At 67.5% G+C, this 26,505-nt stretch carries 31 protein-coding genes and 2 pseudogenes; 15 read left to right on the top strand and 18 right to left on the bottom strand.

The window, feature by feature from the left end:
• The first annotated feature begins 98 nt into the window (after positions 1 to 98).
• Positions 99 to 500, top strand: a complete 402-nt coding sequence (locus tag G6N20_RS06400) for a phage holin family protein (protein WP_083049057.1) — start codon at positions 99 to 101, stop codon at positions 498 to 500.
• A 222-nt stretch (positions 501 to 722) separates the two neighbouring features.
• The gene (locus tag G6N20_RS06395; protein WP_083049059.1) at positions 723 to 1,151 is read left to right on the top strand and encodes an anti-sigma factor antagonist; all 429 of its coding nucleotides are present in this window, start codon (positions 723 to 725) and stop codon (positions 1,149 to 1,151) included.
• Between the two features lie 34 nt (positions 1,152 to 1,185).
• Here the strand turns inward: G6N20_RS06395 and G6N20_RS06390 are convergent, their stop codons facing one another.
• The 7 genes and pseudogenes from G6N20_RS06390 to G6N20_RS06360 form a co-directional block, all read right to left on the bottom strand.
• On the bottom strand, positions 1,186 to 2,148 hold the full coding sequence (locus tag G6N20_RS06390) for an FAD-dependent oxidoreductase (protein WP_083049061.1): 963 nt from the start codon (positions 2,146 to 2,148) through the stop codon (positions 1,186 to 1,188).
• A gap of 23 nt (positions 2,149 to 2,171) precedes the next feature.
• Positions 2,172 to 2,648, bottom strand: coding sequence for a hypothetical protein (locus G6N20_RS06385; protein ID WP_083049064.1), 477 nt, complete (start codon positions 2,646 to 2,648; stop codon positions 2,172 to 2,174).
• 240 nt (positions 2,649 to 2,888) lie between these two features.
• A complete protein-coding gene (locus G6N20_RS06380) occupies positions 2,889 to 3,038 on the bottom strand; it encodes a hypothetical protein (RefSeq protein ID WP_158084763.1) in 150 nt (49 codons plus the stop codon).
• A gap of 66 nt (positions 3,039 to 3,104) precedes the next feature.
• Positions 3,105 to 5,348 carry a catalase/peroxidase HPI gene (gene katG / locus G6N20_RS06375; protein WP_083049066.1) on the bottom strand — a complete coding sequence of 748 codons (2,244 nt, stop codon included), beginning with the start codon at positions 5,346 to 5,348 and terminating at the stop codon, positions 3,105 to 3,107.
• Positions 5,349 to 5,384: 36 nt separating this feature from the next.
• The gene (locus G6N20_RS06370) at positions 5,385 to 5,828 is read right to left on the bottom strand and encodes a Fur family transcriptional regulator (protein ID WP_083049069.1); all 444 of its coding nucleotides are present in this window, start codon (positions 5,826 to 5,828) and stop codon (positions 5,385 to 5,387) included.
• A 165-nt stretch (positions 5,829 to 5,993) separates the two neighbouring features.
• A pseudogene (locus G6N20_RS21060) lies at positions 5,994 to 6,116 on the bottom strand (hypothetical protein); the annotation flags it as partial.
• A gap of 91 nt (positions 6,117 to 6,207) precedes the next feature.
• Complete coding sequence (locus tag G6N20_RS06360; RefSeq protein ID WP_083049074.1) at positions 6,208 to 6,477, bottom strand: EF-Tu/IF-2/RF-3 family GTPase; 270 nt, start codon at positions 6,475 to 6,477, stop codon at positions 6,208 to 6,210.
• 199 nt (positions 6,478 to 6,676) lie between these two features.
• Here G6N20_RS06360 and G6N20_RS06355 point away from each other — a divergent pair, with 199 nt between their 5' ends.
• Both G6N20_RS06355 and G6N20_RS06350 read left to right on the top strand, forming a co-directional pair.
• Positions 6,677 to 7,045: a hypothetical protein gene (locus G6N20_RS06355; protein WP_083049077.1), complete on the top strand. Its 369-nt coding sequence runs from the start codon at positions 6,677 to 6,679 to the stop codon at positions 7,043 to 7,045.
• On the top strand, positions 7,045 to 7,200 hold the full coding sequence (locus G6N20_RS06350) for a hypothetical protein (RefSeq protein WP_158084764.1): 156 nt from the start codon (positions 7,045 to 7,047) through the stop codon (positions 7,198 to 7,200). Before G6N20_RS06355 ends, G6N20_RS06350 begins: the two co-directional genes overlap by 1 nt.
• Here the strand turns inward: G6N20_RS06350 and G6N20_RS06345 are convergent.
• Positions 7,184 to 8,197, bottom strand: coding sequence for an NADP-dependent oxidoreductase (locus tag G6N20_RS06345; RefSeq protein ID WP_083049135.1), 1,014 nt, complete (start codon positions 8,195 to 8,197; stop codon positions 7,184 to 7,186). The two genes, G6N20_RS06350 and G6N20_RS06345, sit on opposite strands and share 17 nt — an antisense overlap.
• 141 nt (positions 8,198 to 8,338) lie before the next feature.
• Between G6N20_RS06345 and G6N20_RS06340 the strand changes: the two genes are divergently transcribed.
• Positions 8,339 to 8,545: a hypothetical protein gene (locus G6N20_RS06340; protein WP_083049079.1), complete on the top strand. Its 207-nt coding sequence runs from the start codon at positions 8,339 to 8,341 to the stop codon at positions 8,543 to 8,545.
• 25 nt (positions 8,546 to 8,570) lie between these two features.
• On the opposite strand, the gene G6N20_RS06335 is transcribed toward G6N20_RS06340, so the two are convergent.
• Positions 8,571 to 9,395, bottom strand: coding sequence for a glycoside hydrolase family 16 protein (locus tag G6N20_RS06335; RefSeq protein ID WP_083049082.1), 825 nt, complete (start codon positions 9,393 to 9,395; stop codon positions 8,571 to 8,573).
• 162 nt (positions 9,396 to 9,557) lie between these two features.
• The gene (locus G6N20_RS06330; protein WP_083049085.1) at positions 9,558 to 10,163 is read right to left on the bottom strand and encodes a TetR/AcrR family transcriptional regulator; all 606 of its coding nucleotides are present in this window, start codon (positions 10,161 to 10,163) and stop codon (positions 9,558 to 9,560) included.
• Between the two features lie 87 nt (positions 10,164 to 10,250).
• Between G6N20_RS06330 and G6N20_RS06325 the strand changes: the two genes are divergently transcribed.
• A complete protein-coding gene (locus tag G6N20_RS06325; RefSeq protein WP_083049087.1) occupies positions 10,251 to 11,300 on the top strand; it encodes a M48 family metallopeptidase in 1,050 nt (349 codons plus the stop codon).
• On the opposite strand, the gene G6N20_RS06320 is transcribed toward G6N20_RS06325, so the two are convergent.
• The 4 genes from G6N20_RS06320 to G6N20_RS06305 all read right to left on the bottom strand — a co-directional run bounded on the left by G6N20_RS06320 (position 11,269) and on the right by G6N20_RS06305 (position 14,874).
• Entirely contained in the window at positions 11,269 to 12,429 is a 1,161-nt protein-coding gene (locus tag G6N20_RS06320; RefSeq protein ID WP_083049090.1) for a hypothetical protein, read from the bottom strand. The two genes, G6N20_RS06325 and G6N20_RS06320, sit on opposite strands and share 32 nt — an antisense overlap.
• Before the next feature lie 48 nt (positions 12,430 to 12,477).
• Entirely contained in the window at positions 12,478 to 13,572 is a 1,095-nt protein-coding gene (locus G6N20_RS06315; protein ID WP_269474194.1) for a PPE family protein, read from the bottom strand.
• A 67-nt stretch (positions 13,573 to 13,639) separates the two neighbouring features.
• Positions 13,640 to 13,939: a PE family protein gene (locus G6N20_RS06310; RefSeq protein WP_083049096.1), complete on the bottom strand. Its 300-nt coding sequence runs from the start codon at positions 13,937 to 13,939 to the stop codon at positions 13,640 to 13,642.
• A gap of 239 nt (positions 13,940 to 14,178) precedes the next feature.
• Complete coding sequence (locus G6N20_RS06305; RefSeq protein WP_232065447.1) at positions 14,179 to 14,874, bottom strand: cutinase family protein; 696 nt, start codon at positions 14,872 to 14,874, stop codon at positions 14,179 to 14,181.
• A gap of 102 nt (positions 14,875 to 14,976) precedes the next feature.
• Between G6N20_RS06305 and mmaA2 the strand changes: the two genes are divergently transcribed.
• The gene (gene mmaA2, locus G6N20_RS06300) at positions 14,977 to 15,840 is read left to right on the top strand and encodes a cyclopropane mycolic acid synthase MmaA2 (RefSeq protein WP_083049100.1); all 864 of its coding nucleotides are present in this window, start codon (positions 14,977 to 14,979) and stop codon (positions 15,838 to 15,840) included.
• Here the strand turns inward: mmaA2 and G6N20_RS06295 are convergent.
• Positions 15,804 to 16,145 (bottom strand): hypothetical protein, encoded by a 342-nt coding sequence (locus G6N20_RS06295; RefSeq protein WP_232065446.1) that lies wholly within the window; start codon positions 16,143 to 16,145, stop codon positions 15,804 to 15,806. The two genes, mmaA2 and G6N20_RS06295, sit on opposite strands and share 37 nt — an antisense overlap.
• 20 nt (positions 16,146 to 16,165) lie before the next feature.
• On the opposite strand from G6N20_RS06295, the pseudogene G6N20_RS06290 reads away from it, so the two are divergent.
• Positions 16,166 to 16,414: pseudogene (locus tag G6N20_RS06290) on the top strand (SAM-dependent methyltransferase); the annotation flags it as partial.
• Between the two features lie 14 nt (positions 16,415 to 16,428).
• Here the strand turns inward: G6N20_RS06290 and G6N20_RS06285 are convergent.
• On the bottom strand, positions 16,429 to 17,913 hold the full coding sequence (locus tag G6N20_RS06285; RefSeq protein ID WP_083049104.1) for an APC family permease: 1,485 nt from the start codon (positions 17,911 to 17,913) through the stop codon (positions 16,429 to 16,431).
• A gap of 120 nt (positions 17,914 to 18,033) precedes the next feature.
• Here G6N20_RS06285 and G6N20_RS06280 point away from each other — a divergent pair, with 120 nt between their 5' ends.
• A complete protein-coding gene (locus G6N20_RS06280; RefSeq protein WP_083049138.1) occupies positions 18,034 to 18,837 on the top strand; it encodes an enoyl-CoA hydratase-related protein in 804 nt (267 codons plus the stop codon).
• A gap of 49 nt (positions 18,838 to 18,886) precedes the next feature.
• On the opposite strand, the gene G6N20_RS06275 is transcribed toward G6N20_RS06280, so the two are convergent.
• The gene (locus G6N20_RS06275; RefSeq protein ID WP_083049107.1) at positions 18,887 to 19,531 is read right to left on the bottom strand and encodes a cutinase family protein; all 645 of its coding nucleotides are present in this window, start codon (positions 19,529 to 19,531) and stop codon (positions 18,887 to 18,889) included.
• Between the two features lie 161 nt (positions 19,532 to 19,692).
• Here G6N20_RS06275 and G6N20_RS06270 point away from each other — a divergent pair, with 161 nt between their 5' ends.
• From G6N20_RS06270 to G6N20_RS06245, 6 genes are all read left to right on the top strand, one after another.
• Positions 19,693 to 21,360 carry a PecA family PE domain-processing aspartic protease gene (locus G6N20_RS06270; protein WP_163662848.1) on the top strand — a complete coding sequence of 556 codons (1,668 nt, stop codon included), beginning with the start codon at positions 19,693 to 19,695 and terminating at the stop codon, positions 21,358 to 21,360.
• A gap of 112 nt (positions 21,361 to 21,472) precedes the next feature.
• The gene (locus tag G6N20_RS06265; protein ID WP_083047821.1) at positions 21,473 to 21,721 is read left to right on the top strand and encodes a type II toxin-antitoxin system Phd/YefM family antitoxin; all 249 of its coding nucleotides are present in this window, start codon (positions 21,473 to 21,475) and stop codon (positions 21,719 to 21,721) included.
• A gap of 3 nt (positions 21,722 to 21,724) precedes the next feature.
• The gene (locus tag G6N20_RS06260; RefSeq protein ID WP_083047823.1) at positions 21,725 to 22,120 is read left to right on the top strand and encodes a type II toxin-antitoxin system VapC family toxin; all 396 of its coding nucleotides are present in this window, start codon (positions 21,725 to 21,727) and stop codon (positions 22,118 to 22,120) included.
• 123 nt (positions 22,121 to 22,243) lie between these two features.
• The gene (locus G6N20_RS06255; RefSeq protein WP_083047825.1) at positions 22,244 to 22,480 is read left to right on the top strand and encodes a type II toxin-antitoxin system Phd/YefM family antitoxin; all 237 of its coding nucleotides are present in this window, start codon (positions 22,244 to 22,246) and stop codon (positions 22,478 to 22,480) included.
• A gap of 20 nt (positions 22,481 to 22,500) precedes the next feature.
• The gene (locus G6N20_RS06250) at positions 22,501 to 22,890 is read left to right on the top strand and encodes a type II toxin-antitoxin system VapC family toxin (RefSeq protein WP_232065445.1); all 390 of its coding nucleotides are present in this window, start codon (positions 22,501 to 22,503) and stop codon (positions 22,888 to 22,890) included.
• 300 nt (positions 22,891 to 23,190) lie between these two features.
• Positions 23,191 to 24,630 (top strand): FAD-binding oxidoreductase, encoded by a 1,440-nt coding sequence (locus G6N20_RS06245; RefSeq protein WP_083047829.1) that lies wholly within the window; start codon positions 23,191 to 23,193, stop codon positions 24,628 to 24,630.
• Between the two features lie 23 nt (positions 24,631 to 24,653).
• Here G6N20_RS06245 and G6N20_RS06240 read toward each other — a convergent pair whose 3' ends face one another.
• A complete protein-coding gene (locus G6N20_RS06240) occupies positions 24,654 to 26,378 on the bottom strand; it encodes a PPE family protein (protein ID WP_083047831.1) in 1,725 nt (574 codons plus the stop codon).
• Positions 26,379 to 26,505 lie beyond the last annotated feature (127 nt).

Raw genomic sequence — 26,505 nt, 5'->3', positions numbered from 1 at the left:
GCATCGTGCAGCACGCGGTGGCGCGCCGCGAGGCGGGGCAGTCGGCCTGTCGCGGCGCGTATGCCCAATCAGCGCCACCGTCATGGCAGGATCAGCGCATGGTGGCGTTTTTGGTGCGCGCGGCACTGACCGGCTTCGCGTTGTGGGTGGTCACTCAATTTGTCCACGGGATGCGCTTTGTTGGTGGCGACAACACGGTCCAGCGGATCGGGATAATCTTCGTGGTCGCGCTGCTCTTCGGTGTGGTCAACGCGATCATCAAGCCGATCGTGCAGATTCTGTCGATCCCGCTGTACCTGCTGACCCTCGGCCTGTTCCACATCGTCGTCAACGCGTTCATGCTGTGGATCACCGCTCGCATCACCGAAAACACCACGCACTGGGGGCTGCAGATCGACCATTTCTGGTGGACCGCGATTTGGGCGGCGATCCTGTTGTCGATCGTGAGCTGGCTGCTGTCGCTGCTGATTCGTGACGTCCGGCGACTCACCCGGGAGTGACCAGCGGCCCGGCGGCCGGCCAGCGCCGGCGAAATTTCGCGTGCGACATCCTAGGTTGTCAGCCCATGTTGCACATATGCTTACCAAGACTGCACACCACGGTTGCCCGCTAGCACATGCCCAACGACGACCCGGCTCAACGGTAGGACGACGACACCCCTCTCGCCTTCCCCCATTGGAGGGCATTCCTTGACGGCACACGACGACGGGAAACGGCAGAAGATGAACACAGTCGCGGTCGGATCATTTCCCGGTCCCGCGAGCGCGCGGCTGAGTTCACAGCTTAGCGACCCGCACAGCGGGCTCCGGGCGGTGACCCAATGCACCGGTTCGGCGGTGGTGGTGCAGGTGGGCGGCGACATCGATGCCAGCAACGCGACGATCTGGCAGCGGTTGGTGAGCAGAAGCGCCGCCATCGCCATTGCGCCCGGCCCATTCGTCATCGACGTCCGGGAGATCGATTTCATGGGTTCCTGCGCGTACGCCGTGTTGGCGCAGGAGGCGGTGCGGTGTCGCCGCCGCGGCGTGAGCCTGCGCCTGGTCAGCAGCCAACCGATCGTGGCCCGCACCATCGCCGCGTGCGGACTGCGCCGCCTGATCCCGCTGTACACCACGGTCGAAACCGCGCTGTCGCCGCCGTCCGGCGGGTAGCGCGCGGCCCGGGGCAAGGCGGCGCGCCGACCCCTCAGCCCGCGCTGACAAGGCGAACCACCTCCCGCGCGCAACCCCACGACAAGGTGACGCCATCACCACCGTGGCCGTAGTTGTGCACGCACCGCGCCCGTCCGATCGGCTCGGCTTCCACCCGCACCGATGGCCGTTCCGGACGCAGCCCGGTGATCGTCTCGATCACCGATGCCTCGGCCAGCCGTGGTTGAATCCGGCGGCAGCGTCGCAGGATGCGCTCGGTCACCTCCGGCTCCGGGGTGGTGTCCCACCTGCCCGGGATGCCGATGCCGCCGCAGACCACGCGCCGCGGGTGGGGGAAGTAGCAGACCCATTCCGGGCCGCCGGTGCGGTCCATGAACAGTCGGTCCAGACCGGGATTGGTGAGCACGACGTGTTGGCCGAACCGCGGCCATACCGTGTCGTCCCCGGCCAGCTCGCGTGCGCCCAGGCCAGCGCAGTTGACCACGATCGGGGCGACATCGGCGACCTCCGCCAGCGACCGCACCGGGTGCAGTTCGATGTCACCGCCGGCCGCGGCCAGTCGTTCGGTCAGGTAGTCGAGGTAGCGGGGCATGTCAATCATCGGCATGGTGGCCACAAACCCGGCGTCGAAGCCCTCAGGAATGTCGGCCGCGTCAGCCGGGCGCAGGTCCGGGAGCAACTCCATTCCGGCGGGCGGCGCGCCGTCCTCGGTGCGATCGCCCACGCTCAGCGCCGGTGCCATGCGCACCCCGCTGCCGGGGTCCTTGGCCAGCTCGCGAAACTCGCGCAGTGACCGCTCCGTCCACCCCGGCGTCTTGGCGGCCGGCTCGAGCGGTCGTGGCCCCCAGACCGCACCGGCCACCGCCGAGGTCGTGTGCCGCGGCATCGCGGCCGTCCATACGGTAACCGGGAAACCCGCTTCGGCCAGGCACACGGCCGAGGTCAGCCCACTGACGCCGGCACCAACGACCACGGCCCGTCGCACCCCGATGGTCACAGCTGGACGGTAGCCCAAGCCCGTCAGGGCTGAGGCACTCGCTCGCCGATCGGACCGAGCAATCCGTTGAGGATGTCGAGATTGGTCTGCAGTTGCGCACCTGCCGCGGGTCCGGGCGGCTCAGCGGGTGCGGTGCCGTCACCGCCGGTGTATTGCCAGGGCTGGCAACCGTGCGTCTTGAACGCCTTGTCGCTCGCCTCGATCTGCACCACCTGCGGCTTCTTGCTCATGGCGTTGTCCAGCAGGGCCCCGTCCGGGTTGCCCATCCGCTTCCAGTAGCAGGTGCCGTTGCCGACGGGTCCCGCGGTGCTGTACGTGCCGGGCGCGATGTCGGTCCCGACCGCGTACGTGCCGTCGTGGTCGATGGTGGTCTTCGGTGCGGGCGGTGGCGTCGGCTGCGGATCGGCGCCGGCCGCGCCCGCAAGCCCCACCCAGCCCGTGAGGATCAGCCCGGCGGCGGCACATCGTGCCGCACCACGTGCGGATGGCTGGGAGCGCATAAGCCCGAAGCCTACCGGGACGGGCGGGCCATTTCATGTGCGCAGCCATTCGGCGGCGCGGGAATCGACTCACCCCGCCGCAAAGCGGTGCCTGGTTCCCACCGCGGATTGGCTCACCCGGTCGCCGTAGGCGTCGGCGAGCGCGCGCACCGCGCGCCATCCGGTGCAGTGCCCGGGCAATGATATGGCCGATCCCGAACGGCGCCAGCGCCGCCGCCGTGTCACCGATGATGCGCTCCATCACCCCACCAGGTGCACACCGCCCACGACCACATGGATCGGGATGCCGGGAATGCGGTTGACCACCGGCCAATGTCCGCGCAGCTGGTCGGGGGAGGGGACCTTTTCGGTGGGTATCACCCGCCCGTTCGCCCCGACAACAGCCGGCACCCCGCGAGCGGCGTCGGCTCGCGGAGTGCCGTATGCTGTTGTGGACCAACGGTTTTCAGCGATCGATCACCGGCTGGCCAGATCGAACCGGTCGGCGTTCATCACCTTGTTCCACGCGGCGACGAAGTCCTCGACGAACTTCTGCTGTGCGTCATCGGCGCCGTAGACCTCGGCCAGGGCACGCAACTCCGAGTTCGCCCCGAAAATCAGGTCCACTCGGCTACCGGTCCATTTCACCTCGCCGGTGGCGCGATCCTTGCCGACATAGGTGCCGTCATCGGCGGCCGACGGCTCCCACTCGATGTTCATGTCGAGCAGGTTCACGAAGAAGTCGTTGGTCAACGCGACCCCGCGGGTCGCGGAAGCCTCAGTGAAGACGCCCAGCGGTGACTGCTGGTAGTTCGCGCCCAGCACACGCAGCCCACCAACCAGTACCGTCATCTCCGGCGCGCTGAGCCGCAGCAGGTTGGCCTTGTCGAGCAGCATGTACTCGGCGGGCAACGGGTTGCCCTTTCCGAGGTAGTTGCGGAAGCCGTCGGCCTTGGGCTCGAGCACCGCGAAGGATTCCACGTCGGTTTGCTCCTGCGACGCGTCCGTGCGGCCCGGTGCGAACGGCACCGTGATGTCGTAGCCGGCGTTCTTGGCGGCCTGCTCCACGGCGGCGGCGCCGCCGAGCACGACGAGATCGGCAAACGACACCCTGGTGTTGCCGGTCGCGGCGGAGTTGAACGACTCCTGGATCCCTTCCAGGGTGCGAATCACCCGAGCAAGCTCGTCGGGTTGGTTGACCTCCCACCCAGCTTGCGGCTGCAGCCGGATGCGGCCGCCGTTGGCACCGCCGCGCTTGTCGCTGCCGCGGAACGACGACGCCGCCGCCCACGCGGTCGAAACCAGCTGTGAGACCGTCAAACCCGAAGCCAGGATCTGGCTCTTGAGGGTGGCGATGTCGGCCTCTCCGACCAGATCGTGGGTGACCGGCGGGACCGGGTCCTGCCACGGCATGGTCTCCTTGGGGACCAGCGGTCCGAGGTAGCGGACGATGGGCCCCATGTCGCGGTGGATCAGCTTGTACCAGGCCTTGGCGAACTCGTCGGCCAGTTCCTCGGGATGCTCCAGCCAGCGCCGGGTGATCCGCTCATAGATCGGGTCAACCCGCAGCGACAGGTCGGTGGTCAACATCGTCGGGGCACGCTTCTTCGACGGGTCGAAGGGGTCAGGGATGGTGCCCGCGCCCGCGCCGCCCTTCGCGACGTACTGGTAGGCACCGGCGGGACTCTTCGACAACTCCCACTCATATCCGTACAGGATCTCGAGGAAGCTGTTGTCCCACTTCGTCGGGGTGTTCGTCCAGACGACCTCGAGGCCGCTGGTGATCGCGTCCTTTCCGACTCCGGTGCCATACGAGCTCTTCCAGCCCAGGCCCATCTGCTCGATCGGCGCGGCCTCGGGCTCGGGACCGACCAGATCGGCGGGGCCGGCGCCATGCGTCTTGCCGAAGGTGTGACCACCGACGATCAGCGCCGCCGTTTCGACATCGTTCATCGCCATCCGGCGGAACGTCTCACGGATGTCCACCGCCGCCGCCATGGGATCCGGGTTACCGTTCGGGCCCTCCGGGTTCACGTAGATCAGCCCCATCTGCACCGCGGCCAGCGGGCGCTCCAGATCCCGCTCACCGCTGTAGCGCTCGTCGCCGAGCCAGGTGGTCTCCTTGCCCCAGTAGACCTCGTCGGGCTCCCACTGATCGACTCGGCCGAAGCCGAACCCGAACGTCTTGAAGCCCATCGATTCCAGCGCGCAGTTGCCGGCGAAGACGATCAGGTCGGCCCAGGAGAGCTTCTTGCCGTACTTCTTCTTCACCGGCCACAGCAGCCGGCGCGCCTTGTCCAGGCTGGCGTTGTCGGGCCAGCTGTTGAGCGGCGCGAACCGCTGCATGCCGGCGCCGGCACCGCCGCGGCCGTCGTGGATTCGGTAGGTGCCCGCGGCGTGCCACGCCATCCGGATGAACAACGGCCCGTAGTGGCCGTAGTCGGCGGGCCACCAGGGCTGCGAGGTGGTCATCACCTCTTCGATGTCGCGCTTGAGGGCGTCCACATCGAGCGTCTGGACCTCCGCGGCGTAGTCGTACTCCGGACCCATCGGATCGGCGACCGCCGGGTTCTGGTGCAGGATCTTCAAATTCAGCTTGTTCGGCCACCAGTATTGGTTCGCGTCACCCTCGACGGGGTACTTCATACGACCGACGACGGGGCAACCGCTCGCGGCGGCTTCGGTGTTGGCTTCCGCAATGGGCGGCTGTTGCTCAGGCACGGCATTCCTTCCAGGGGTGGGTGTGTTGGGCTGTGATCACGGGTGTGATCGCGACGTGTCTGGTGTCGAGCAATCGGGGCACAGGCCCCAATAGATGACTTCGGCCTCGTCCAGCACGAAGCCGTTGTGGTCCGAAGCGGTCAAGCAGGGCGCCTCGCCGACCGCGCAGTCGACGTCGGCGATGACACCGCACGACCGGCAGACGACGTGATGGTGGTTGTCGCCGACCCGGGACTCGTAGCGGGCGACCGAACCCAACGGCTGGATCTTGCGCACCAAGCCCGCGGAGGTCAGGGCGTGCAGCACGTCGTAGACGGCCTGCCGGGACACCTCGGGCAGGACGGAGCGAACCGCTGCGAAAATCGTCTCCGTGTCGGCGTGCGGATGCGCGTCCACCGCCTCCAGCACAGCAACGCGCGGACGGGTGACGCGCAGCTCGGCCATCCGCAGCTGCTCGGCGAAATCCGACACCGACGACACCCTTCCACTATGACGCCGTTTTCTGGACTCAGTCAAGTATAGTCGCCGACAGTTTTGCCGCTCGCCCCGGGTGGCGCGACGGGTCCCGGCAGAGATTGCGCCGGTCAGTCAACTCGCCCGACCGCAGCGGGCAACGTCCGCGCCCTCGTCGACCGGCTGGCCCAAGGCACCGATCACCGAGCCACCGGCGTACAGCAGCGGAAGCGACGTCAGCGGCAGGGGAGCCGTCAGCAGCAGGGCGGGCACCGGCACACCGCCGCGGTTGAGTCGTCGAAACACCGCCGGGGCGCTGCGCAACATCCTCGTCGGGGTATTCACGAGGATGCGGCACGGTTTTTGCGCGCCAGCCAGCGGATCGCAAGGCCAGCGGGTCGTTTCCCTATGCCAGAAAATAGCCCGCAGATGTGATCACGTCTCCAGCGGCAAGATCGCCGTTTGTGAGCCTTTTGAAGAGCAGTCCGACATGGTCGCCGGCCTTGGCGGTGTCCAGCTTTTTGCGGAACGCCTCGATAGCGTCCACCCGCACACCGGGTCCATCGTTGATCCTCACCTCGTCGCCGACGCGCAGCTCGCCATATTCCACACGCCCGGTCGCCACCGCACCACGACCGCGGATGACGAACACGTCCTGGACCGTCATGCGAAACATGTCGGCTACGGTACTCGCCCGATCCCCCCCGCGCGCGCATCGCTGCACTGGCCGGCCCCGGCGAGGTGTTGACTCGCCGCAGCGTGCACGCCCTCTCAAGCCGGATCGGGCCTGATGTTCGAAAGCCCTGGCCCGCAACGGCTCAAGGGTCTGCCCGACGAAGTCGACGGCTACCGCGTCGCTCCCGTACGCTCACCCCATGGGCTGGTTCGAGCGAGCGAGGAAAGCCAGTGCGGGCCAGCGGGTCACGCGGGCCGACAAGCGGCGGGCGGTCGAAAGCTTCGCCGAACTCGACGCGCTCAACGCCGAACGAGAGCGGCTGATGCGCGAGGGCCTGGCGGGCGTGGCAACCATTGTCGGCATTCGTCCACAGGTGGGCACCACCGTGCTGGGTTGCTGGCATGAGTTGGTGCTGGAGGTGCGACTGCCGGACCGCGACCCATATCGGGCCACGCGGCGCATTGCGGTCGAGCTGTCGACGGCCCCGCATATCAACATCGGCGCCCAGGTGCCGGTGCGAGTCGATCCCCGGGACGACTCGAAAGTCCTTGTCGTCGACGGGTTGTAGTGCCCGGACTAACCGGTCAGGGTCAGCAGTTCCTGCGCAAGTTGCTCACCGCGGTCTTCCTCGAGGAAATGCCCGGCACCCTCGATCCGTACCTGCTCGCCCGCGGTGCGAATCAGATCGCAAAAGGCTTGCCCCGACCTAGCCAGACGTTTTGACCACGAGCTTGCCGACGTTGGTGCCGTCGAACAGCATGTTGATGGCGGTCGGCAACTGCTCGAAGCCCTCGACCACGGTCTCGAGCGGGGTGAGCCTGCCCGTGGCGATCAGGTTCGCGATCTCGCCGATCGCCTCCGGCGCGCGGTCGAAGTGGTCGAGCACGATGAAGCCCTGCAGCGTGACACGCTGGATGAGCAGGTTGGCGAATGCCCGCGGCCCGGGCGGCGGTTCGGCGGAGTTGTAGCCGGAGATCAGGCCGCAGAGCGCGACACGCGCCCGGACGTTCAGACGCGCGAAGACCGCGTCCATGATGTCGCCGCCGACGTTTTCGAAGTCGACGTCGATGCCGTCCGGCGTGGCCGCGGCGAGCTGGGCGGCCCAGTCGTCGGCGCGGTGGTCGACGGCCGCGTCGAAGCCGAGCCGGTCAACCAGCAGTGCGCACTTCTCGCGGCCGCCGGCGATCCCGACGACGCGGGCGCCGCCGGCCTTGGCCAGCTGGCCGGCGACCGACCCGACCGCGCCGGCCGCGGCGGAGACGACAACCGTCTCGCCAGGCTGTGGCTTGCCGATATCGCGGATCCCCACCCAGGCGGTGAGCCCCGTCATCCCCAACGCTCCGAGATAGACGCTGGGCGAGACACCCTCGGCGACCTCAACCGGGAATAACGGCATCGCGTCCGAGGCGACCGCGTATTCCTGCCAGCCGACCAGACCCTGCACGATCTGCCCGACCGGATAATTCGGGTTCTTCGACTCGACGACCTCGCCGAGCCCGCCCGCCCGCATGACCTCACCGATGCCGACCGGCGGCAGGTACGTCGGTGTTTCGTTGATCCACGCGCGGTTGGTCGGGTCGAGCGAGATCCAGTCGACGCGCACAAGCGCCTCGCCGTCGCCGATTTCGGGGACCGGCGCCTCGGTGAGTTCGAAGGTATCCGGACCGATACGTCCGATGGGGCGTTGGCGGAGGAGATAGCGACGGTTTCGATCGGGCACGAGCGCACCGTACCGGACGCCACGGCGGCCGTGCGCTGACCGCGCGGTCACCGCGATCGCGCACCCGCAGCGCGCATATTCACGGCAAATTCACACCTTAGGACACGGTTTGATCACAGCTTTGCTGGGCATCCTCGTTACGTGGCAAAGGCATCCGAGTCCACCGTGATTGATCTGCAGTCGCATCCGGTGTGGCGGGCAGCCCAGCGGCGTGAACGTCAGCTCCTGGAAGACATGCGGCGCCACCCGGCGTATCAGGGCCGGCTGCGCGCCGCCGCAATGGGTGGCGACCACGCGCTGGGTGCGCGCAACCTCGGTGCCGCCACCAGCCCCGACGCCCCGGCCTGAGGTTCCCCGGAAGGCTTCGCGGCCACTACCAGACACGCACCCAGTCGACGAGCATCTGGGCGGGGTAGGACCCCGGACCGGGGTCGCCCCCGCCGGAACCGGCAACCGCAAGGTTCACCACCGGCGACATGGTGTATCCCGGGTCGTTGAACGGCCAGTCCGGCAGCGAGTTCGCCGCAACCGTGAAGTACGGTTGGGCGCCGTCGACGTAGTCCTGCCAGAACCGGATGCCGGCCTCATCCCATTGGCATCGCCAGGTGTGCCACCCACCGTCCAGCGCGATCCGGTGCGTCTGCCATTCGGAGCCGTTTGATTTCGCATGCACCGTAGTGGCCGAGGGCCAGTTGCCGTTGCCGTACCACTCCAAGATGTCGATTTCGCCGCGGTCCTCGTGGGACAACCACCAGGCGGGCCAGCAACCGGCGGTGAGGCAGTCGAGCTTGATTCGGGCTTCCCAGGTGTGGCCGACGCCGCCGCGCCACAGGCCTTGGAGTTTGCCGCTGTAGTACGTGCCGCCATCCTTGGCGGCCCGGATGACCAGGTTGGACTTGCCATCGAGGAAGACGTTGTGCCGATCGTCGCGATATTGCCCGACATTCTCGGGCCTTTCCCAGTACGTGGGGTCCTTCATCGTTTCGCGGGCGCGCGCCACCGCCCACTTCGACGCATCGGGGGCCGAGCCCGCGGGGCCGTCGAATTCGTCGTGGAACAGGTAAGTCACGGATTGGCCACTGGGCGACGGCGCGGCGGGCGGGCGAAACCGATCCGCCCGGGCTCGCGGCGCCGGGGCCGCGGCTGCCAGCAGGCCGATACCCAACAGCAGCATGCTGCGACGATCCATCTCGGGCATAACCCAGGCACGATAGCAGCCAACGGTGTATCGCGCCGGGTGGTGAATCGGGTCCACCGCCGCCTGGTGGCGGCTGGGACCCGCCGTGGCTACCGCGGCCGGCCGGTCGGCCTGGATCGGCTGCTGGCCGATCTGGCCGCGCGGCTTTCCGGCGCTACCGGGTCATGCACAAGTCATGGGGGGTGGCGCGGCGGCGCCGGGTCGAAGAACCTTGTCGATCATGGTTCGCGTGATCTCCCCGGGGCTGCGACCGCCCAGCGTTTGGGGCATGACCAGCGAGGTGAACAGCACCCCGTGGTAGAACGCGCCGAGCAGCTCCACGTCGTGCCGCGACGGTTCGCCGCCGTTGACACGGTGCGCCTCATGCGTGAGCCTCATGGCGTTTTCGGAAATGCGGTCAAGCTCCCGACGCAATTCGGGCTTTCGGGCGCACTCCAGCGCCAGCTCGAGCATCGCGAGGTAACGCCCGGGAAAGCGCGTCAGGGCGTGCTCGACCACGTCGCCGAGAAAGTCGGCGACGGTGACACCGTTGCCCGCGTGCCGGGTCCGTAGCTCGGCGATCAACGCGAAGTGAAGATCGACGATGCGCGCAACCGTGGCAGCCACCAGCGCTTCGCGGGAACGAAAGTAATTGGACGTGGTGCCCCGCGGTACCACGGCCGCCTCGTCCACCGCACGGTGCGAGAGGCCATGCAGGCCGTGTTCGGCCACGATCTCAATGGCGGCGTCGACAAGCTTGTCGCGCCGTTGCTGATTGCTCGGTGGCACCCTATTACTCCCACCATCGGCGTATCACTACGGGAATAGTAACGCTGGCGTAGTGTAAAGGTTGGCTTCTATCGAGGGGAGCGCGCCATGTCTCAGGTACCCGCCACCGCCCGCACCGTGTTCCCCGGGATCAGCTCGAGCGCGTGGGAGCACCCCGCCGACCGGACCGCCCTATCGGCGTTGCGTCGGCTCAAGGGCTTCGACCAGGTGCTGAAGTTGCTGTCGGGGATGCTGCGGGAGCGCCAGCACCGGCTGCTCTACCTGGCCAGCGCGGCACGCGTCGGACCACGCCAATTCGCCGACCTCGACGAGCTGCTCAACGAGTGCATCGACGTCCTGGACGCGCCGGCGAGACCCGAGCTGTTCGTCACCCAGTCGCCGATCGCGGATGCCTACACGATCGGGATGGACCGGCCGTTCATCGTGGTCACCTCGGGGCTGTATGACCTGATGACACACGACGAGATGCGGTTCGTGGTGGGCCACGAGCTCGGCCACGCCCTGTCCGGTCACGCGGTGTACCGCACGATGATGATGCACTTGCTGCGCGTGGCGCGGTCGTTCGGGTTCATGCCGGTCGGTGGCTGGGCGTTGCGGGCGATCGTGGCGGCATTGCTGGAATGGCACCGCAAGTCGGAACTGTCCGGAGACCGCGCCGGGCTGCTGTGCTGTCAGGATCTGGACACCGCGCTTCGGGTGGCGATGAAGCTCGCCGGCGGCAACCGGCTGAACAAGCTGGACTCGGAAGCGTTTTTGGCCCAAGCCCGGGAATACGAAAAATCGGGCGACATGCGTGACGGGCTGCTCAAGCTGCTCAACCTGGAGTTGCAGACCCACCCGTTTTCGGTGCTGCGGGCCGCCGCGTTGACCACGTGGGTGGATGGCGGCGGCTACGGCCGGGTGATGTCGGGCGATTACCCACGACGAGCCGACGATGACCAGGCCTCCCTCTCCGACGACCTGGGCGCGGCCGCCCGGCACTACAAGGACGGCTTCGACCAATCCAGCGACCCGCTGATCAAAGGCATTCGCGACGGCCTCGGCGGGTTTGTCGACGGCGTGGGGCGGGCCGCCACGAACGCCGCCGACTCGTTGGGGCGCAAGCTCAGCGAATGGCGGCAGCCGGGATCGAGGTAACCTCGGCCGGTTCGCCGACCCACGCGGCAAACACCGGCACGCCCGCCCACGGATCGTCTCGTCGGCGGCCACGCGCCACCGCCACCACCGCATAGGGGTGGCCGAAGCGCAGCGTCGCCGACCGCGACCGCCGCGAGGTCGCCATGGCACTGCGCAGCGCGACCGCGGTGACCGCGGCGGCCTCGAACCCCCACCGGCCGTAGCGGGCCAGCGCGGACTGCCTGGCCGCGATCTCGGGCGGCACCGACGCCGCCATCGCCAGCGCGCGGCCGGCGGCTCCGAAGCCAAGGCCCGCATCGACGGTCAAGTCGTGGTCCGAGGCCGCGTGCCACGCCGGTAACACCACGCGGATGTGATCGCCGCCGGGCCGGCGATCCTCGGTGATCGTCCAAAACTCGCCGTCGCCGAGCGGCATGTCCGACAGTTCACGCCGACGCACCGTGCGGCCGGTGGCAGCACGGCGCGCGATGTCGTGCGCGGCGGCCAGCACCGCCTCAAACCCAGCATCTTTGCTTGCGATCACCGAGGTGACCTGCAGGGCATCGGTGGCGGCCGCGGTGTGCACGGCGACGGTGCCTAATTCCGCGACGTCGGTGAGATAGCCGTCGGCGCCGCTGAGGGTCAGCGCCGCGGTAACCTGCGCGCTCCAGGGGGAGTTCAGCTCAGCGGCATCGGTGACGTCGTAGGGCCGAACCCAGCCGATGCGGGTCGCCAGCGCGCTGGCCAACACTGCCGTCATGCCGGTGACATCGACCGGGAACCGCTCGATCAGGCCGTCGGAGTGAGTGCGCGCCCAGTCGTCGGCGTCGGCCTGGGTGGGGACGGGCCCGGTGTGAACCCCCGCGGGCAGACCACCGGGCCAACTCCCCATGGTTTCCAGGCCCCAGACCGCCAGCGCGCCCCGAATGGCATCGGGTGGGTCGGCGATCAGGTGGTCCAGCGCCCGCCGAGCCCGCCGGGCGTCGGTACCGAGGATCTCCTCGATTTCCGCGCGGACCGCACCTCGGGCCACCGGCGCCACCAGAGCCAGGATCAACCACGCACCCAGCGGCGACGAAACCGAGTGCACGCCCGCGTGCAGCCCAGCGAACCGGTGGGCATAGGGTGTGATCAACGGTCCGACCTCCATGGGCCGCACTGTAGTCAGCACATGGCCGGGCGTCCTGGAATGATGCCGTTATCCGGCGGCGGGCGGTCGGGCCATCACCGCGGGCTTGAACCCGTAGGTCGGGAGATTTCGCCCGCCAAGGCTTCCGAACATCGGCCCAAACGGGGTCATCGGCACGGGGTGGATTCCGTCCGCGGCGGCCGGTGCCGCCGCGGCGCTGGTCAGCGCCGCCAATGCCGGGTTGGTCACGGCGGTCACCGGAGCCCAGCTGGGCGGCACCGACAGTGCCCCCAGCGGAAGCGCGCGCCCCAGGCTCGCCGCCACACCCGCACCCTTGCCGGCAATCCCGGAGGTGGCCGCACCCAGCGCCTGGGCCGCGCCTTCGGCGGCCTTGACCGCGGAGGCGGCCGCCGGAGCCAGGCCCTTCATGAACGCCGCCAGGGCCACGATCGCGTTGGTGCTCTGCGCCGTTGACGTCGCTGCCGGCATGAACGGCGCGCAGTACTTGGTGTACAGCGCGATGAGGTCGTCGATCGGGCTGCTGGAGAAGGGCGCGGCCAGCGTCTTGAGCGCGCCGGTAACCGCCGAGTGCACGCCCGCCGGCAACTCCGGTGCCCCGGTTGGGGCGCAACTAGCCTCGGCGACGGCGACGGCGGCGGCCTGGCCAGCCAGCCCGGCCGGGTTGGTCACCTCCGCCGGCTCCTCGAAATCGGTCAACGTCGCCGCCGCCGCCGACGCGCTCGCATAGCCGTACATCGCCGCCGCGTCCTGAGCCCACATCTCGACGTACTCCGCTTCGGTGGTCGCAATGGCCGCGGTGTTTTGTCCCAAGATGTTCGTCGCGATCAACGACGCCAGCAGGGCGCGGTTTGCCGCGATCACCGGTGGGGGCACCGTCAACGCGAACGCGGCCTCGTGTGCGGCGGCGGCGGCCGCCGCCTGGCTGGCAGCCAACTCGGCCTGCTCCGCGCTGCTGTCCAGCCAGGCCACATACGGTGCCGCGGCGGAAACCAGCGCCGCTGACGCCGGTCCCAGCCACGGACCGCTGGTCAGTCCGGAGATCACCGATCGATAACCCGCCGCGGCGGCGTGCAGATCGGCGGCCAGCCCGGTCCAGGCCGCCGCAGCGGCCAGCAAGGAGCCCGACCCCGGACCCGCATACATGCGCGCGGAGTTGATCTCGGGTGGCAGTACTCCGTAATCCACGTTTGCTACCTATGTGATCAACCTACTAATTTGCCGCCGCTGCGTTTGCCGCCTCGGTGGCGGCGTATGATCCCGCACTGGCCGCCAAGGTGGCCGTCAGCGACTCGTGAATCGCGACCGCACGAGCGCTCAGCGCCTGATACCGCTGGGCATGGGCGGCGAACCGGGCCGCGGTCAGCGCGGAGACCTCGTCGGCGGCCGCCGGAACCACCGAGGTGGTCGGGCCGGCGGCGGTCGCGTTGCCGACGCTCAGCGCGGCGCCGATCGACTGGAGGTTGCTGGCGGCCGCAGACAGTAACTCCGGATACGCAGTGACGAACGACATTGGGGTTTCCTTCGGCGACACGCGGGTCCAGGTCGAACACGTCGATGTGTTCGCGTGTCCGAGACCGTACGAAAGGGGCGTCCACGGCGGCAACAAGCCCGATCCGGCCACGCGGTCCTGAACTTGACGTTTCCCCAATATTCATCTTGATTTTTTGTCACGCGGCCTTGGTGGCGATTACGCCACCTCGGTCGATGCGGCCGGCGCCGACGTCACGGCACCGTTCGCTCAGCGGCGCGTCACAGCTTGCTGGCGACGAAGTCGGCGGCCTGGTTGGCCATGCCCGCCTGGACGTAGGCATTGGCGAGATGTTGTGGCCAATTCTCTTTCCAGGTGTTCGGGTCGGCCGGATTGCAGACGGGATCGGCACCGTGGCACAGCTCGATGGTCCTGTCGTTGTACACCGGGTTGAAGTTCGTAATCGGTCCCACCCACTGGCTGCCGTTGCCGAACAACGCCACGGCCGCGATGTGTTGGTCGGCGCCGGGCGGAAGGGGGCTGTCGAAACCGAACGCCGACATCGGTACCGCGAGGACCACGTCGGTGACCGCGGCACCGAGCGAGTAGCCGCCCAGCACCAAGCGGGTGTCCGGGCAGTTGTTGACCATGTACTGAATGTGGCGGCTCATGTCGTTGGCGCCGAGGTCGATCTCCGAGTCGGCGGGGTACTTCACCGCGTAGCTGCCGAGGCTCTTACCCCCAGCCCTGGCGCCGAGCGCGTTGATGAACGCAGTGCCGAGTATGCCCGGCCCGGGCGATTCGAATCGGCCGCGAGCGAACACGACCTCCACCTGCGGACACCGTGCCGCGGCCGCTGAGCCCGCGGCCCCCGGCGTCCCGGGCGGTAACACGGCGGCAGCGACGGCAAGAGCGGCTGCCACCAAGGCCGCCGCGACACCAACATCAACCGATTTGCGGGTAGGCAAGGCGCGCACGCGATGATGGTAGCCATTGGCGCCGGGTGCGGTCGGGGATATCCTCGGAGCGGTTTGGTGCCCTGGAGCGGTCGTCGGTCCGGAAAGGCAGAACATCAAGTCATGGCCAACGAGCTGACGCCGCATTTCGCGGACGTGCAGGCGCACTACGACTTGTCCGACGACTTCTTCCGGCTGTTCCTGGATCCGAGCCAGACCTACAGTTGCGCCTACTTCGAACGCGAGGACATGACGTTGGAAGAGGCCCAGATCGCCAAGATCGACCTGGCGCTGGGCAAGCTGGGCCTGCAACCGGGCATGACGCTGCTCGACGTCGGCTGCGGCTGGGGCGCCACCATGCGCCGCGCGATCGAAAAATACGACGTCAACGTCATCGGCCTGACGTTGTCGAAGAACCAGGCCGCCCACGTCCAGACGCTGTTACACCAGCTGGACAGTCCACGCACCACAAGGGTGCTGCTCAACGGCTGGGAACAATTCGACGAGCCGGTCGACCGGATCGTGTCGATCGGCGCGTTCGAGCATTTCGGCCACGACCGTCACGCCGACTTCTTCGCGCTGGCCCACAAGATCCTGCCGGCCGACGGCGTGCTGTTGCTGCACACCATCACCGGGTTGACCAGACAGCAGATGATCGACGCCGGCCTGCCGCTTACGTTGTGGCTGGCGCGTTTCCTCAAGTTCATCCAGACCGAGATCTTCCCGGGCGGCCACCCGCCGACGATCGAGATGGTGCAGGAGCAGTCCGCGAAGGCGGGTTTCAAGCTGACCCGCCGCCAGTCGCTGCAGCCGCACTACGCCAAGACGCTCGACTTGTGGGCCGCGGCGCTGCAGGCGCACCAGGAGGAGGCCATCAGGATTCAATCCGAAGAGGTCTACCAGCGCTACCTGAAGTACCTGACCGGCTGCGCCAAGATGTTCCGGGTCGGCTACATCGACGTCAACCAATTCACCCTCGCGAAGTAGCGGTCGGCGGTCTCGATCGGCACGTCAGGGACGTTTGATGATGCGTGCCGCCGCCTCGACCACCGCGGCGCGACGGGTGGCGATGAGGTCCGCGTCGGTGTTGCCGTATCGGGGTCGGGCCCGTGTGCCCAACTCAAGGCGATCGCAAAGAGGAGGACCAGCAGCTGCTGCGGCTCCCATGTGGGGTCGACATGTCCCTCGGCCTGCGCGCGTTCCAGGGCGGCGATGCCCCGATCGGGCGCGCGCTGGCCGTCCACCTCCGGTTGGGCGAGCGGGAAACCCTCCAGTTGTGCCCAGGTGATCATCCGCAGGTGCTCGGGCCGGCGTTTCGTTCATGCTGTCGTCGGCGCTGTTACTACCGGTGCACCTGTTGCTGCTGCCGTGGGCCCCGCTGCGGCCGGGCCTGCACGACGGCTTCGTCAGCGCCTTGCGGGCCTACAGCCCATCGGCGTTCAAAGCCCTTGGCCGCGTTGCCGATCCCGGGATGCGGGTGGAAGTCCTGGCACCACCAACCCGGCTCGGACCGCCGTCGGTCACCGTCTGCTCCCGTCCGGGCGCCGCCGAGCATGTCTGATGGCACAGACCGCGCTAACAAGCCCGCGGCGCGTCGTCCGTACGCCTCAGGATCGTGTAGTAGTGGCGATAGGCGATCGCCGGCACGACGGCAAAGGTGATGACGACCAAGCTAATCGAGTAGTAGTTGGGGTTACCCGCCGACAAGAAAATCGAGCGAAAGTCGAACGACACGGCCAACCCAATCGACACCAAAACACCGACGATCGGTAACACATTGTCGGTAAAGGCATTTCGTTTTACCGCCGCATGCTCGGCAGCCCGGGAGCGCGCCAGCGCCATGAGCGCGATCGGCACGATGATGAACTGAACGAATCGGGCGATCACCGACAGGCCGGTGAGGTTGATGATGTCGAACCGAAGCGACAGCGGAAAGGCGAGCGCCAGGAACGCCGTGATCGCGAAGGCGACCATCGGTACACCGAAACGGTTCTTGCGCGACAACCTGGTCGGCAGAACACGCCTGTCGGCCAGTGCGGTCCAGAGCCGGGGAGCGCCGAACGAGGCGGCCACGTTGATGCCGAACATCGACGCCAAGGCGCCAACCGTGACGATCGTTCGAAAGGTATCGTTTCCGACGGCCGCGGCCAGCTTCACCGTGTCCTGGGAAGCGACGATCTGGTCGGCGCCCAGCAGCATCGCCACCGTCAACGCCGACAGGTAGATGACGCCGACGGCGACGAATGCCAGTGGTATGGCCCGCGGGAGGGTTCGCTCCGGTGCATCCATCTCCTCGGCCGCGTTCGCGATCGACTCGAACCCGGTGAATGCGTACAGCGCGACGATCGTGGCAAGCGCCAGGCTCGAGACGGTGCTTGTGCCACCCTCGACCACACCCAGCAGCCAGTACGGGGTCGGTTCGTACACCGCCTGAGACGTTCCATAGTTGTTCACGTGCCCCACCACGATGATGACCAGCCCGCCGACGACAAAGAACGAGAGCGCAAACACCTTTCCGAGCGTGGACGTTGCGTTCGCCCACTCGATCGCCCGATTGCCAAACAGGTTGATAGCCAACAGCACACCGATAAAGGCAAGAAACGTCAGTGTCTTCGCGCCGAGTAACCGGTCGCTGTCGGCCCAGTCCCTCCCTGGGAAGGCCACCCGCAAAAACGTCGAGACGAACACGGAGGCCAGTACTCCCCAGGCGATGGAGGCCGTAATCGCGTGGGTGACACCGACATAGATGCCGATCCTGGGCCCGAAAGCGGCCGTCGTATACGCATAGGAGGCCCCGTTCGTTGTGACATACCGCGCCGCCGTCGCAAAGACGACCGCCATGAGACCGGCAAACAGACCGGCCAGCGTGTACGCAACCGGTGCGAGCGGTCCGGCGAGTTTGATCACCGCTCCGGGAGTCAGGAAGATGCCCGCTCCGATGATGGCGTTGATCCCGAGCATGACGACGCTCCAGAAGCCGAGCTTGCTGATCGCACATCCTCCCGTCCGCGAACCGAGCGCCGCACCAAGGGTTAAGCACCGAAACAGAAAGCGTGCCATGTGTTGGCCGTGACACGACACGCCCACTCCAGGGGCTATACAAGATACATAAATGTATGCGATACTTCGATGTATAAGATGCCAACGCGACCGTTTCTCCGCTGCGTAAGGATGGTGACGATGCCGTATGTCGACGTCGACGCGCTGACTTCGGTGGCGGGCCTGTCCGTGGGCCTGGCCGGGGGTGTGCTGTCGGTGACCCTTGATCGCCCGGAATCGCTCAACTCGCTGACGGTGCCCCTGCTGACGGCCATCGCGGATGCGCTGGAGGACGCTGCCACCGATCCGCGGGTGAAGGTGGTGCGCCTGGACGGTAAGGGCCGCGGCTTTTGTTCCGGGGCGAGCATGATCGTCGACGACTGGCATGGCGTCGGCCCGGCGATCAACCTCACCGAGCAGGCCAATCGCGCGGTGCGCGCGATTACCATGCTGCCCCAGCCGGTCGTTGCCGTCGTACAGGGGCCAGCAGCCGGCTTGGGTGTCTCGTTGGCCTTGGCATGCGACCTCGTGTTGGCTTCTGAGGACGCGTTTTTCACCCTCGCCGCCACCAAGATGGGGCTAGTGCCCGACGGCGGTTTGTCGGCGACGCTGGCCGCAGCGGCCGGCCGGGCCCGGGCGATGCGGCTGGCGCTGCTCAACGAGCGGCTACCAGCGGCCGAGGCGCTGGCCTGGGGTTTGATCAGCGCGGTTCACCCGCCCGCCGACCTTGAGGGTGAGGTGGACAAGGTGATCCAGGCGTTGCTCAGCGGTCCGGCGGCGGCGTTCGCCAAGGCCAAGTACGCGATCAATGCCGCCACCCTCACTCAGTTGGGGCCAGCGTTCGAACATGAGGTGCAGGAACAGACCGTGTTGCTGCGCTCGGATGACTTCGTCGAGGCAGCAGCGGCATTCCGGCAGCGCCGCCCGGCCGCGTTCAGCTGCTGAGACCGCGCATTTCCGGGGACCACACCCGCCCGATGTCGCGGGCGGTGACCTAGGAGAGCCGGTTGGCCGCGAATGTCGCTGCTTGGCTTGTCATGCCGGACTGTATGTACGAAACGTGCGCCATGATGTTCGCGCCCGGGGAGCAGATCGGATCGTCGGGAGCACACAAATCGATGGTCTTGGGGAGGTACGGCGGGCTGGTCGTCGGCAACGCCCCGCCGCCCCACAACATGCGCGAGAAGCCACTGGACGGCTCGCCGAACAGGGCGACCGCGGCGACATGATCGGCCACCGCGGGCGGCATCGCCGAGGTGGACAAATTGATCACGGTCGCGCCCTGGGAATATCCGCCCAGCACGATCTTGGTGTTCGGGCAGCTGGCGACGATGTCCTGAACGTGCGCGCTCGCGTCGTCGGAGCCGCTGGTCGCGCTCCGGTGGTAGTCGTCGTTGGCGGGGTAATTGACCGCGTAGACCCCGACCGACCGTCCCTTGACCTGCGAGCCAAGCGAGTCAACGAATGCCTGGCCGACATCGCCCAGACCGGGATCCTGGTGGGTGCCGCGAGCGAAAACCACCGCGACGTCAGAACATGGGTCAGCCGACGCGGCGGGACCGTCGATGGGCCCGCTCAGCAGCGCCCCCGTCGTCACCACCACGACACCAACGATGTGAGCAAGGCCGCGTGCAATCATCCTCACATGCTGACATATGGCCGTCGGCGGTGCCGTCCGCGGTCCGGCCCGAGCCGCCGGCGACGACCCGGCGGGGGAGCGGTACGTGAAAACGGAGATGCCGGACCAGGAACTGGATACGCTAATGCACACGGATCGGCGGTTGACGTGAAGGGAGCGGCGTGTCACTTCTAGTCGTGGCTCCCGAGTCGTTGATGTCGGCGGCGACGGCCTTGGCGAACATCGATTCGGCGCTGACCGCGGCCAACGCGGCGGCCGCCGCGCCCACCACCGGGCTCGCGGCGGCCGCCGCCGATGAGGTGTCGGCGGCGGTGGCCGCGCTGTTTGCCGGGTTCGGCAAGGAGTATCAGGCGCTCAGCGCCCAGGCCAGCGCGTTTCATCAACAGTTCGTGCTGGCGTTGAATTCCGGGGCCGAATGGTATGTGGCCACCGAGGCCGCGATCGCGCCGCAGTTGCAGACGGCGCAGCACGATCTGCTGGGCGCGGTGAACACACCCACCCAGGCGTTGTTAGGGCGTCCGCTGATCGGCGACGGCGCACCCGGGACGGCCGCCAGGCCGAACGGCGGGGCCGGCGGGCTGTTGTATGGCAACGGCGGCAACGGCTATTCGTCAATGGTGTCGGGGGTCGGCGGGGGGGCCGGCGGCGCGGCGGGGTTGATCGGCAATGGGGGCGCGGGGGGTGCCGGTGGGCCCAACGCCGCCGGCGGGGCCGGCGGTAACGGTGGCTGGCTGTTCGGCCACGCCGGGCCCGGCGGGGAAGGGGGCGTGTCGACCGTCGCCGGTATGCCCGGTGCGGTCGGCGGACCCGGTGGTGTCGCGGGCCTGTTGGGTGCGGGCGGCAGGGGTGGTGCCGGAGGCCTCGACGACGTGTTGAACCCGTTGAATCGTGGCCCTGGCGGCACTGGAGGTCACGGGGGCTGGTTGTGGGGTCCGCACGGGGTCAGTGGCCCGGGTGGGGACGGCAGAACCGTTGCGATGCCGATCATCAACGGCGCTCATCCGGTGGTCTACACCTCGGTCAACGGCGGACCGAGCACGCCGGTGCTGGTTGATACCGGATCCGCCGGTCTTGTCGTCTTACCCAAAGACGTCGGGGGACTACCGGGAATATTGCGCATGGGCCTGCCCACCGAGCTCAGTGTCAGCGGCTACAGCGGGGGCCTGGTCTATGTCTTCGCCTCCTACACCACCACGGTGGATTTCGGCAACGGCATCGCCACCGGGCCCACCAGTGTGAACGTCGTGCTGTTCTCGTTGCCGACATCGCAGTACGCCGTTTCGGCATATGTCAGGGCGTTTTTCGCCAATCCGACGACGACCCCGTTCGAGGCCTATTTCGATCCCGCCGGTGTGGACGGGGTTTTGGGGATCGGGCCCAACGCGGTGGGCCCGGGGCCCAGCATTCCGACCATGGCGTTGCCGGGCGACCTCGGTGAGGGCGTGCTCATCAACTTCCCCGACCGTGAGCTGCGGTTCGGCCCCAACCCGCTACCTGCCCCCGACGTCGAGATTGTCGGAGCGCCGATTGCCACGCTGTACGTGTCGGTCAATGGCGGTGCTCCCATCCCCGTGCCCTCGATCATCGATTCCGGCGGCGTGACCGGAACCATCCCGTCGTATGTGATCGGGTCCGGAGCCCTGCCGGCGAACACCGACATTTCGGTCTACACCAGTGGCGGTGATCTGCTGTACTCGTTCAACACCAACGATTACCGCCCAACGGTCATCTCCTCGGGCCTGATGAACACCGGGTATCTGCCCTTCGCGGCGCGGCGGGTGTACATCGACTACAGCCCCGCCGGCGTCGGGACGACCATCTTTGATTGACCGGCGCCTTAGCCGGACTCGTAAACCGCCGAAGTTCAATCCTCGACCGCTGCTGGACAAGCGTGCGCCCGGACCTGTAGCACGCAGTAGCATATTTCGCTACACTGGCAGGATGTCTCGAACCATCGCCCAGCGCGAATTGCGCAACGACAACGCCAAGGTGATCGATGCCGTGTCGGCGGGCGAAACATTTGTCGTCACACGCAACGGCGAACCGGTAGCCGAGCTGCGTCCCATCAAAGCCGGCCGGCGCACCTTTGTTTCCCGCGACGAGGTCGCTGCCTCGGCGGGGGCCGGGATACGCATAGATCCTCGGCGCTTCCGCGCTGATCTGGACCGGTCAATCGACCAAAGCCTGTGAAACATGACGGCCGGACTTCTTGACACCTCTGTGGTCGTCGACTGGCATGATCCGGCCGTGGTCGCGGCCCTGCCCGATCAGATGGCGATATCTGCGATCACCGCCGCCGAATTGGCCGCCGGTCCTCATCTCGCTGCAACCCCGCTGGAAGCGGCGAAGCGCCAAGCTCGATTACAGGAAGTGGAATCGATGCTCGAGCCCATCCCGTTCGACACAACCGCGGCCAGAAGCTACGGCCTGGTCGTCGCCGCGATCATCGGGGAAGGCAGGAGGCCGCGGAGCCGGTTCGCCGATCTCCTCATCGCCGCGACGGCACACGCCAACCGCTTGGACCTCTACACCCGAAACGCCGGCGAGTTCTCGGGTTTAGCCGAGCTCGTTCGTGTCATCGCCATCTGAACACAGGCGTCGACCACAACACGCTCGACCGCGGGCATATGACGCCGCCCAGCTGCCCTGCCCGGATCACGTGGCCGAACACCGGCACGCGTGACTTGTCTCACCGGTGATACACTTACGGTCATGGGTTCGGTGACGGTGCGCGAGTTGCGCAACAGCGGGGGAGAGGTCCTCCGCCGCGTCGAGCGCGGCGAGCGCATCGTCGTCACCCGCGACGGCACACCGGTGGCCGAACTGCGCCCACTGCCGCATCCAAGCGTCAGCCCAGCCGAGCTCATTCGTCGCCGTAGGCATCTCCCGAGGGTGAATCCCGACGCGTTGCGCCGCGATATCGACAACCTGATCGATCCGTCGCTGTGAGTGGGCTGCCAACGCGCGGAATGCTGGACACCTCCACGGTGATCCTTCTCGGCCAGATCGCTGACCCGTCAGCCCTTCCCGACGAATCGGTGATCAGTGCGATCACCCTGGCCGAGTTATCCGTCGGCCCGCACGTCGCCCGCGGCGACGAGGAACGCAGCGCACGCCAGCAGCATCTGCAGCAGGCCGAGGCAGACTTTGAGGTTCTTCCTTTCGACGCCGACTGCGCGCGAGCATTCGGTGGGGTCGCCGCGGCGCTGCGGTCATCGGGGAGAAAACCGGCAGCACGCGCTTACGACGCATTGATCGCTGCGAGCGCGATCGCTCACGGCGTCGCGCTCTACACGTGCAACCCACACGACTTTGCAGGGATCCCGCGGTTGGAAATTCGCCCGATCTGGTGGCCATAACCGCGGCTGGCTCCTCGGGCCGCTGTGCCCGCATTGGGTCTCGGAGTTCTGATAGGCGGCTTCAGGCGTCGCAACGTCCTCATCTGCCCCACGTGTACCCGGAACTGACCCACCTACAAAGTGCCCGCCTAGCAGCGACAACCACGGTTGTCGCTGGTAGGCGGGCGCATCGCAGATCCCTACCGTGCCGAAACGCGCGAGGCGGGTGAGACAAGACCCGCGACACGTGATGCGGCACCGCGATTTTTGTCGCCCCGTGGTTGACAATGCCGGAGATGACGCAATCGCGGGAGCCCGACGTTGGCGCATGAGATCTCACGCCAGACGTTCCTGCGCGCTGCCGCCGGCGCGTTGGCCGCCGGCGCGGTATTCGGTCCGGTCCGGGCTACCGCCGATCCGAACACCCCCGACTGGGACGGTCTTTCCGCGGCCATCGGCGGGCGAGTGTTACGGCCGGACGACGGCGCCCAATTCGCAACGGCCAAACAGGTTTTCAACACCAACTACAACGGCTCGACGCCGGCGGCGATCGTCGGCCCGACCTCGGCGGCCGACGTGCAAAAGGCGATGGCATTCGCTGCTGCCCACAACCTCAAGGTCGCTGCCCGCAGCGGCGGACACTCCTATGTGGGCGCGTCCACCGCGGACGGAACCATGGTGCTCGACCTGCGCCAGTTACCCGAGGAGATCAACTATGACAGCGCCAGCGGACAGGTCACGGTGACGCCGGCGACCGGTTTGTATGCGCTGCACCAGGCGCTGGCCGCGGCCGGCCGGGGCATCTCCACGGGCACCTGCCCGACGGTCGGTACCGCGGGACACGCCCTGGGCGGCGGGCTGGGCGCCCAATCCCGGCACGCGGGCCTGATGTGTGACGCACTGACATCGGCGTCGGTGGTGCTGCCCGGCGGCGAGGCGGTCACCGCATCGACCACCAACCACCCCGACCTTTTTTGGGCGCTGCGCGGCGGCGGCGGTGGCAACTTCGGGGTGACAACGTCGCTAACCTTCACCACGTTTCCCACCGCTGAGGTGGACGTGGTCAACCTCAATTTCCCGCCGCAGTCGTTCGCGCAGATCCTGCTCGGTTGGCAGAACTGGCTGCGTACCGCCGACCGAAGCAACTGGGCGTTGGCGGAGGCCACCACCGACGCGCTGGGCACGCACTGTCGCATCATGGCGACCTGCCCGGCCGGGTCGGCTGGCAGCGTGGCCGGCGCCATCATCGCAGCGGTCGGCATGCAGCCGACCGGGACCGAGAATCACACCTTCGATTACCTGGGCTTGGTGAGGTACCTGGCCGTCGGGAACCTCAACCCGTCGCCGCTCGGCTATGTCGGCGGATCCGATGTCTTCACCACGATCACCCCGGCCGTCGCCCAGGGGATCGCCTCGGCGGTCGATGCGTTTCCGCGCCCGGCCGGTCGGATGTTTGCGATCATGCATGCGCTCGACGGCGCCCTCGCCAGCGTGGCACCGGGGGCCACAGCCTTTCCGTATCGGAAGCATTCCGCGCTGGTGCAGTGGTACGTCGAAACCGCCGGTTCGCCGGCGGCCGCGACCAGCTGGCTCGACACGGCGCATCACGCGGTGCAACCGTATTCGGTTGGCGGCTATGTGAACTATCTCGAGGCAAACCAGCCGGCCGCGCGGTACTTCGGCGCCAACCTAGCTCGACTGACCGCCATCCGGCAGAAGTATGATCCGGGCCGGATCATGTACTCGGGGCTGACCTATTGATGCCGGCCGAAGGTGCCCAATCGTCAGCTGTCGTCGGCCGGCGGCGCCGGGTCGGCCTCCCAGGTGCTCGGCGTCAGCGGCACGCGCCGGCCGTCATCGGACGCATCGCCGGCCAGCGTGATCAACCCGGCTGCCGGTGCGGCACCGGCCTTGCCGGCGATGCCGGCAAACCCTAGCCTTCCCCCGCGCTGGTCGGACGCGGCCGCAGCGGTGACCCGCTCCCAGCCCGCCTTCGAGTCGGGCGCGTCCTCTGAGTCCAAATCCATGTACTCGTAGCCGCGGTCCAGTTGCCCGACCTTCTCCCGCCTACGCCGCCGCGGTCGAGCCTGCTGCTGCGGCGTCGGCGCGACGGCCGGGATTTCGGTGCTTTCGGGTTCCGGCGCCTTCTTTCGGGCGCGGGCGCTTGCGGACCTCCTGGCATCCGCGTTCAGGCCACTCACCAGGTAGCCGTAGCTCTCCATCCCCACACCCACACCGGCGCCGGTCACCGACGGCGGTGCGCTGGTCGGTGGCGCCGGCGGCCCGGGAGCCGGGGCCGGCGCGGTCGCCTCCACGGGTGTCGGTGCCGGCGACGGGGGAGAGGTCGGGATGCTCGGGGCCAGGGCCGCGAGCGGCGGCGTGACGGGAGCCGTGACGGCTGGCGCCGGTGGCGGCACGGCCACCAGCGCCGCCAAGCCCTTGGCGCCGATCGGCGCCAGCACAGCGCCGGCGGCCAACGGCGCCAACGGGCTGGTCAGCAGGGGCACGACAACCGTGAGCAGCGCCGCAGTCTGCTCCAGCAGGGTCTTTAGCAACGCGATGGTATCGGTGATGATCGTGCCAATGGCTTCGATGGTGGTGAACAGAATGGTCAGACCGATGGTCGCGGGATTACCCGAAGCGAATGCCGCTGCCAGATCTGCCCCGATAAAGGCGAAGGTTTCTGACAGCAAGGCGACATAGGTACCGATATCCATCGGGTAGCCCAGGGCGAACGCGATGTTGAGCGGGCTGAGATAGGTAAGTGGATTACCGAGAATGAGCAGGTAAGGATCAAATCCGGAAAACAGCGCTTGCAGGAAAGGGATGTTCGCCAGCCAATTTATTAATGGTTGAATGACGTTGTTGTAGAAGTCGATATACCCGATATCCTGCAACCATTGCAGGAACTGGTTTTGTCGGTCGGGCGGTAGCGCCAACGACTCTGCGGTCGCGGCTGCCTGCGCGTCGGCTTTCATGATCTGGGGGGCCGGGATGGCCTGCGGTGTGGAGGCCACCGCCGCGGTCGAGACCGCCTGATAGGTGGTCATCACGGTGGCGGCCTGGATCCACATCCGCACGTAGTCGGCCTCGTTGAGCGCAATCGGGATCGTGTTGACGCCAAAGAAATTGGTTGCCACCAACACCGCGTGCGCGGCGTGATTGGCGGCCAGCTCAGCCAAGGTCGGCATTGCGGCCAGGGCGGCGGTGTAGGCGGCGGCCGCGGTTTCCAGTCGACTGGCTATCGCGGCGCAATCGGCGCTGGCCTGCATCAGCCACGCCAGATACGGCGCGTGGGCAGCCACGTAGGTCACCGAGGTCGGACCTTCCCAGGCTCCGAGTTGCACGCCGCTCAACAGGGCGGACAACTCGTCGGCCGCCTCGGCGTAGGCAACGCTGAGCGAGTTCCACTGGCCCGCAGACGCCAGCAACGGACCGGCTCCCGGGCCGCTGATCAGCAGCGCCGAATGCACCTCCGGTGGCGATGCCAACCAGATCGGGGCGGTCATCGATCACTGCCGGCGAACAGATACCGGCTGACGCGGCGCATGCCCGGGAAGCTCCCGGTGAGGGCTCGATGAGGTGCCATCAACGTCCTCCGATACGACGGGCAATGCCCGGTCGCCCTGGGAGACG

The organism is Mycobacterium shinjukuense, assembly GCF_010730055.1.
In the GTDB taxonomy this organism is placed as follows: Bacteria; Actinomycetota; Actinomycetes; order Mycobacteriales; family Mycobacteriaceae; genus Mycobacterium; species Mycobacterium shinjukuense.
The sequence above is the reverse complement of the archived record's forward strand: the minus strand, read 5'-3'. Positions and strand labels throughout refer to the sequence as shown.

Excerpts from the sequence above, each read along its gene's own strand:
- G6N20_RS06395 (WP_083049059.1), top strand. The coding sequence starts at position 723 with ATGAACACAGTCGCGGTCGGATCATTTCCCGGTCCCGCGAGCGCGCGG.
- G6N20_RS06320 (WP_083049090.1), bottom strand. The coding sequence starts at position 12,429 with ATGGAGGTCGGACCGTTGATCACACCCTATGCCCACCGGTTCGCTGGG.
- G6N20_RS06280 (WP_083049138.1), top strand. The coding sequence starts at position 18,034 with ATGCCGTATGTCGACGTCGACGCGCTGACTTCGGTGGCGGGCCTGTCC.
- G6N20_RS06355 (WP_083049077.1), top strand. The coding sequence starts at position 6,677 with ATGGGCTGGTTCGAGCGAGCGAGGAAAGCCAGTGCGGGCCAGCGGGTC.
- G6N20_RS06260 (WP_083047823.1), top strand. The coding sequence starts at position 21,725 with ATGACGGCCGGACTTCTTGACACCTCTGTGGTCGTCGACTGGCATGAT.
- G6N20_RS06325 (WP_083049087.1), top strand. The coding sequence starts at position 10,251 with ATGTCTCAGGTACCCGCCACCGCCCGCACCGTGTTCCCCGGGATCAGC.
- mmaA2 (WP_083049100.1), top strand. The coding sequence starts at position 14,977 with ATGGCCAACGAGCTGACGCCGCATTTCGCGGACGTGCAGGCGCACTAC.
- G6N20_RS06250 (WP_232065445.1), top strand. The coding sequence starts at position 22,501 with ATGCTGGACACCTCCACGGTGATCCTTCTCGGCCAGATCGCTGACCCG.
- G6N20_RS06310 (WP_083049096.1), bottom strand. The coding sequence starts at position 13,939 with ATGTCGTTCGTCACTGCGTATCCGGAGTTACTGTCTGCGGCCGCCAGC.
- G6N20_RS06265 (WP_083047821.1), top strand. The coding sequence starts at position 21,473 with ATGTCTCGAACCATCGCCCAGCGCGAATTGCGCAACGACAACGCCAAG.
- G6N20_RS06285 (WP_083049104.1), bottom strand. The coding sequence starts at position 17,913 with ATGGCACGCTTTCTGTTTCGGTGCTTAACCCTTGGTGCGGCGCTCGGT.
- G6N20_RS06255 (WP_083047825.1), top strand. The coding sequence starts at position 22,244 with ATGGGTTCGGTGACGGTGCGCGAGTTGCGCAACAGCGGGGGAGAGGTC.
- G6N20_RS06400 (WP_083049057.1), top strand. The coding sequence starts at position 99 with ATGGTGGCGTTTTTGGTGCGCGCGGCACTGACCGGCTTCGCGTTGTGG.
- G6N20_RS06295 (WP_232065446.1), bottom strand. The coding sequence starts at position 16,145 with ATGATCACCTGGGCACAACTGGAGGGTTTCCCGCTCGCCCAACCGGAG.
- G6N20_RS06360 (WP_083049074.1), bottom strand. The coding sequence starts at position 6,477 with ATGTTTCGCATGACGGTCCAGGACGTGTTCGTCATCCGCGGTCGTGGT.
- G6N20_RS06275 (WP_083049107.1), bottom strand. The coding sequence starts at position 19,531 with ATGATTGCACGCGGCCTTGCTCACATCGTTGGTGTCGTGGTGGTGACG.
- G6N20_RS06240 (WP_083047831.1), bottom strand. The coding sequence starts at position 26,378 with ATGACCGCCCCGATCTGGTTGGCATCGCCACCGGAGGTGCATTCGGCG.
- G6N20_RS06315 (WP_269474194.1), bottom strand. The coding sequence starts at position 13,572 with ATGTATGCGGGTCCGGGGTCGGGCTCCTTGCTGGCCGCTGCGGCGGCC.
- G6N20_RS06335 (WP_083049082.1), bottom strand. The coding sequence starts at position 9,395 with ATGCCCGAGATGGATCGTCGCAGCATGCTGCTGTTGGGTATCGGCCTG.
- G6N20_RS06385 (WP_083049064.1), bottom strand. The coding sequence starts at position 2,648 with ATGCGCTCCCAGCCATCCGCACGTGGTGCGGCACGATGTGCCGCCGCC.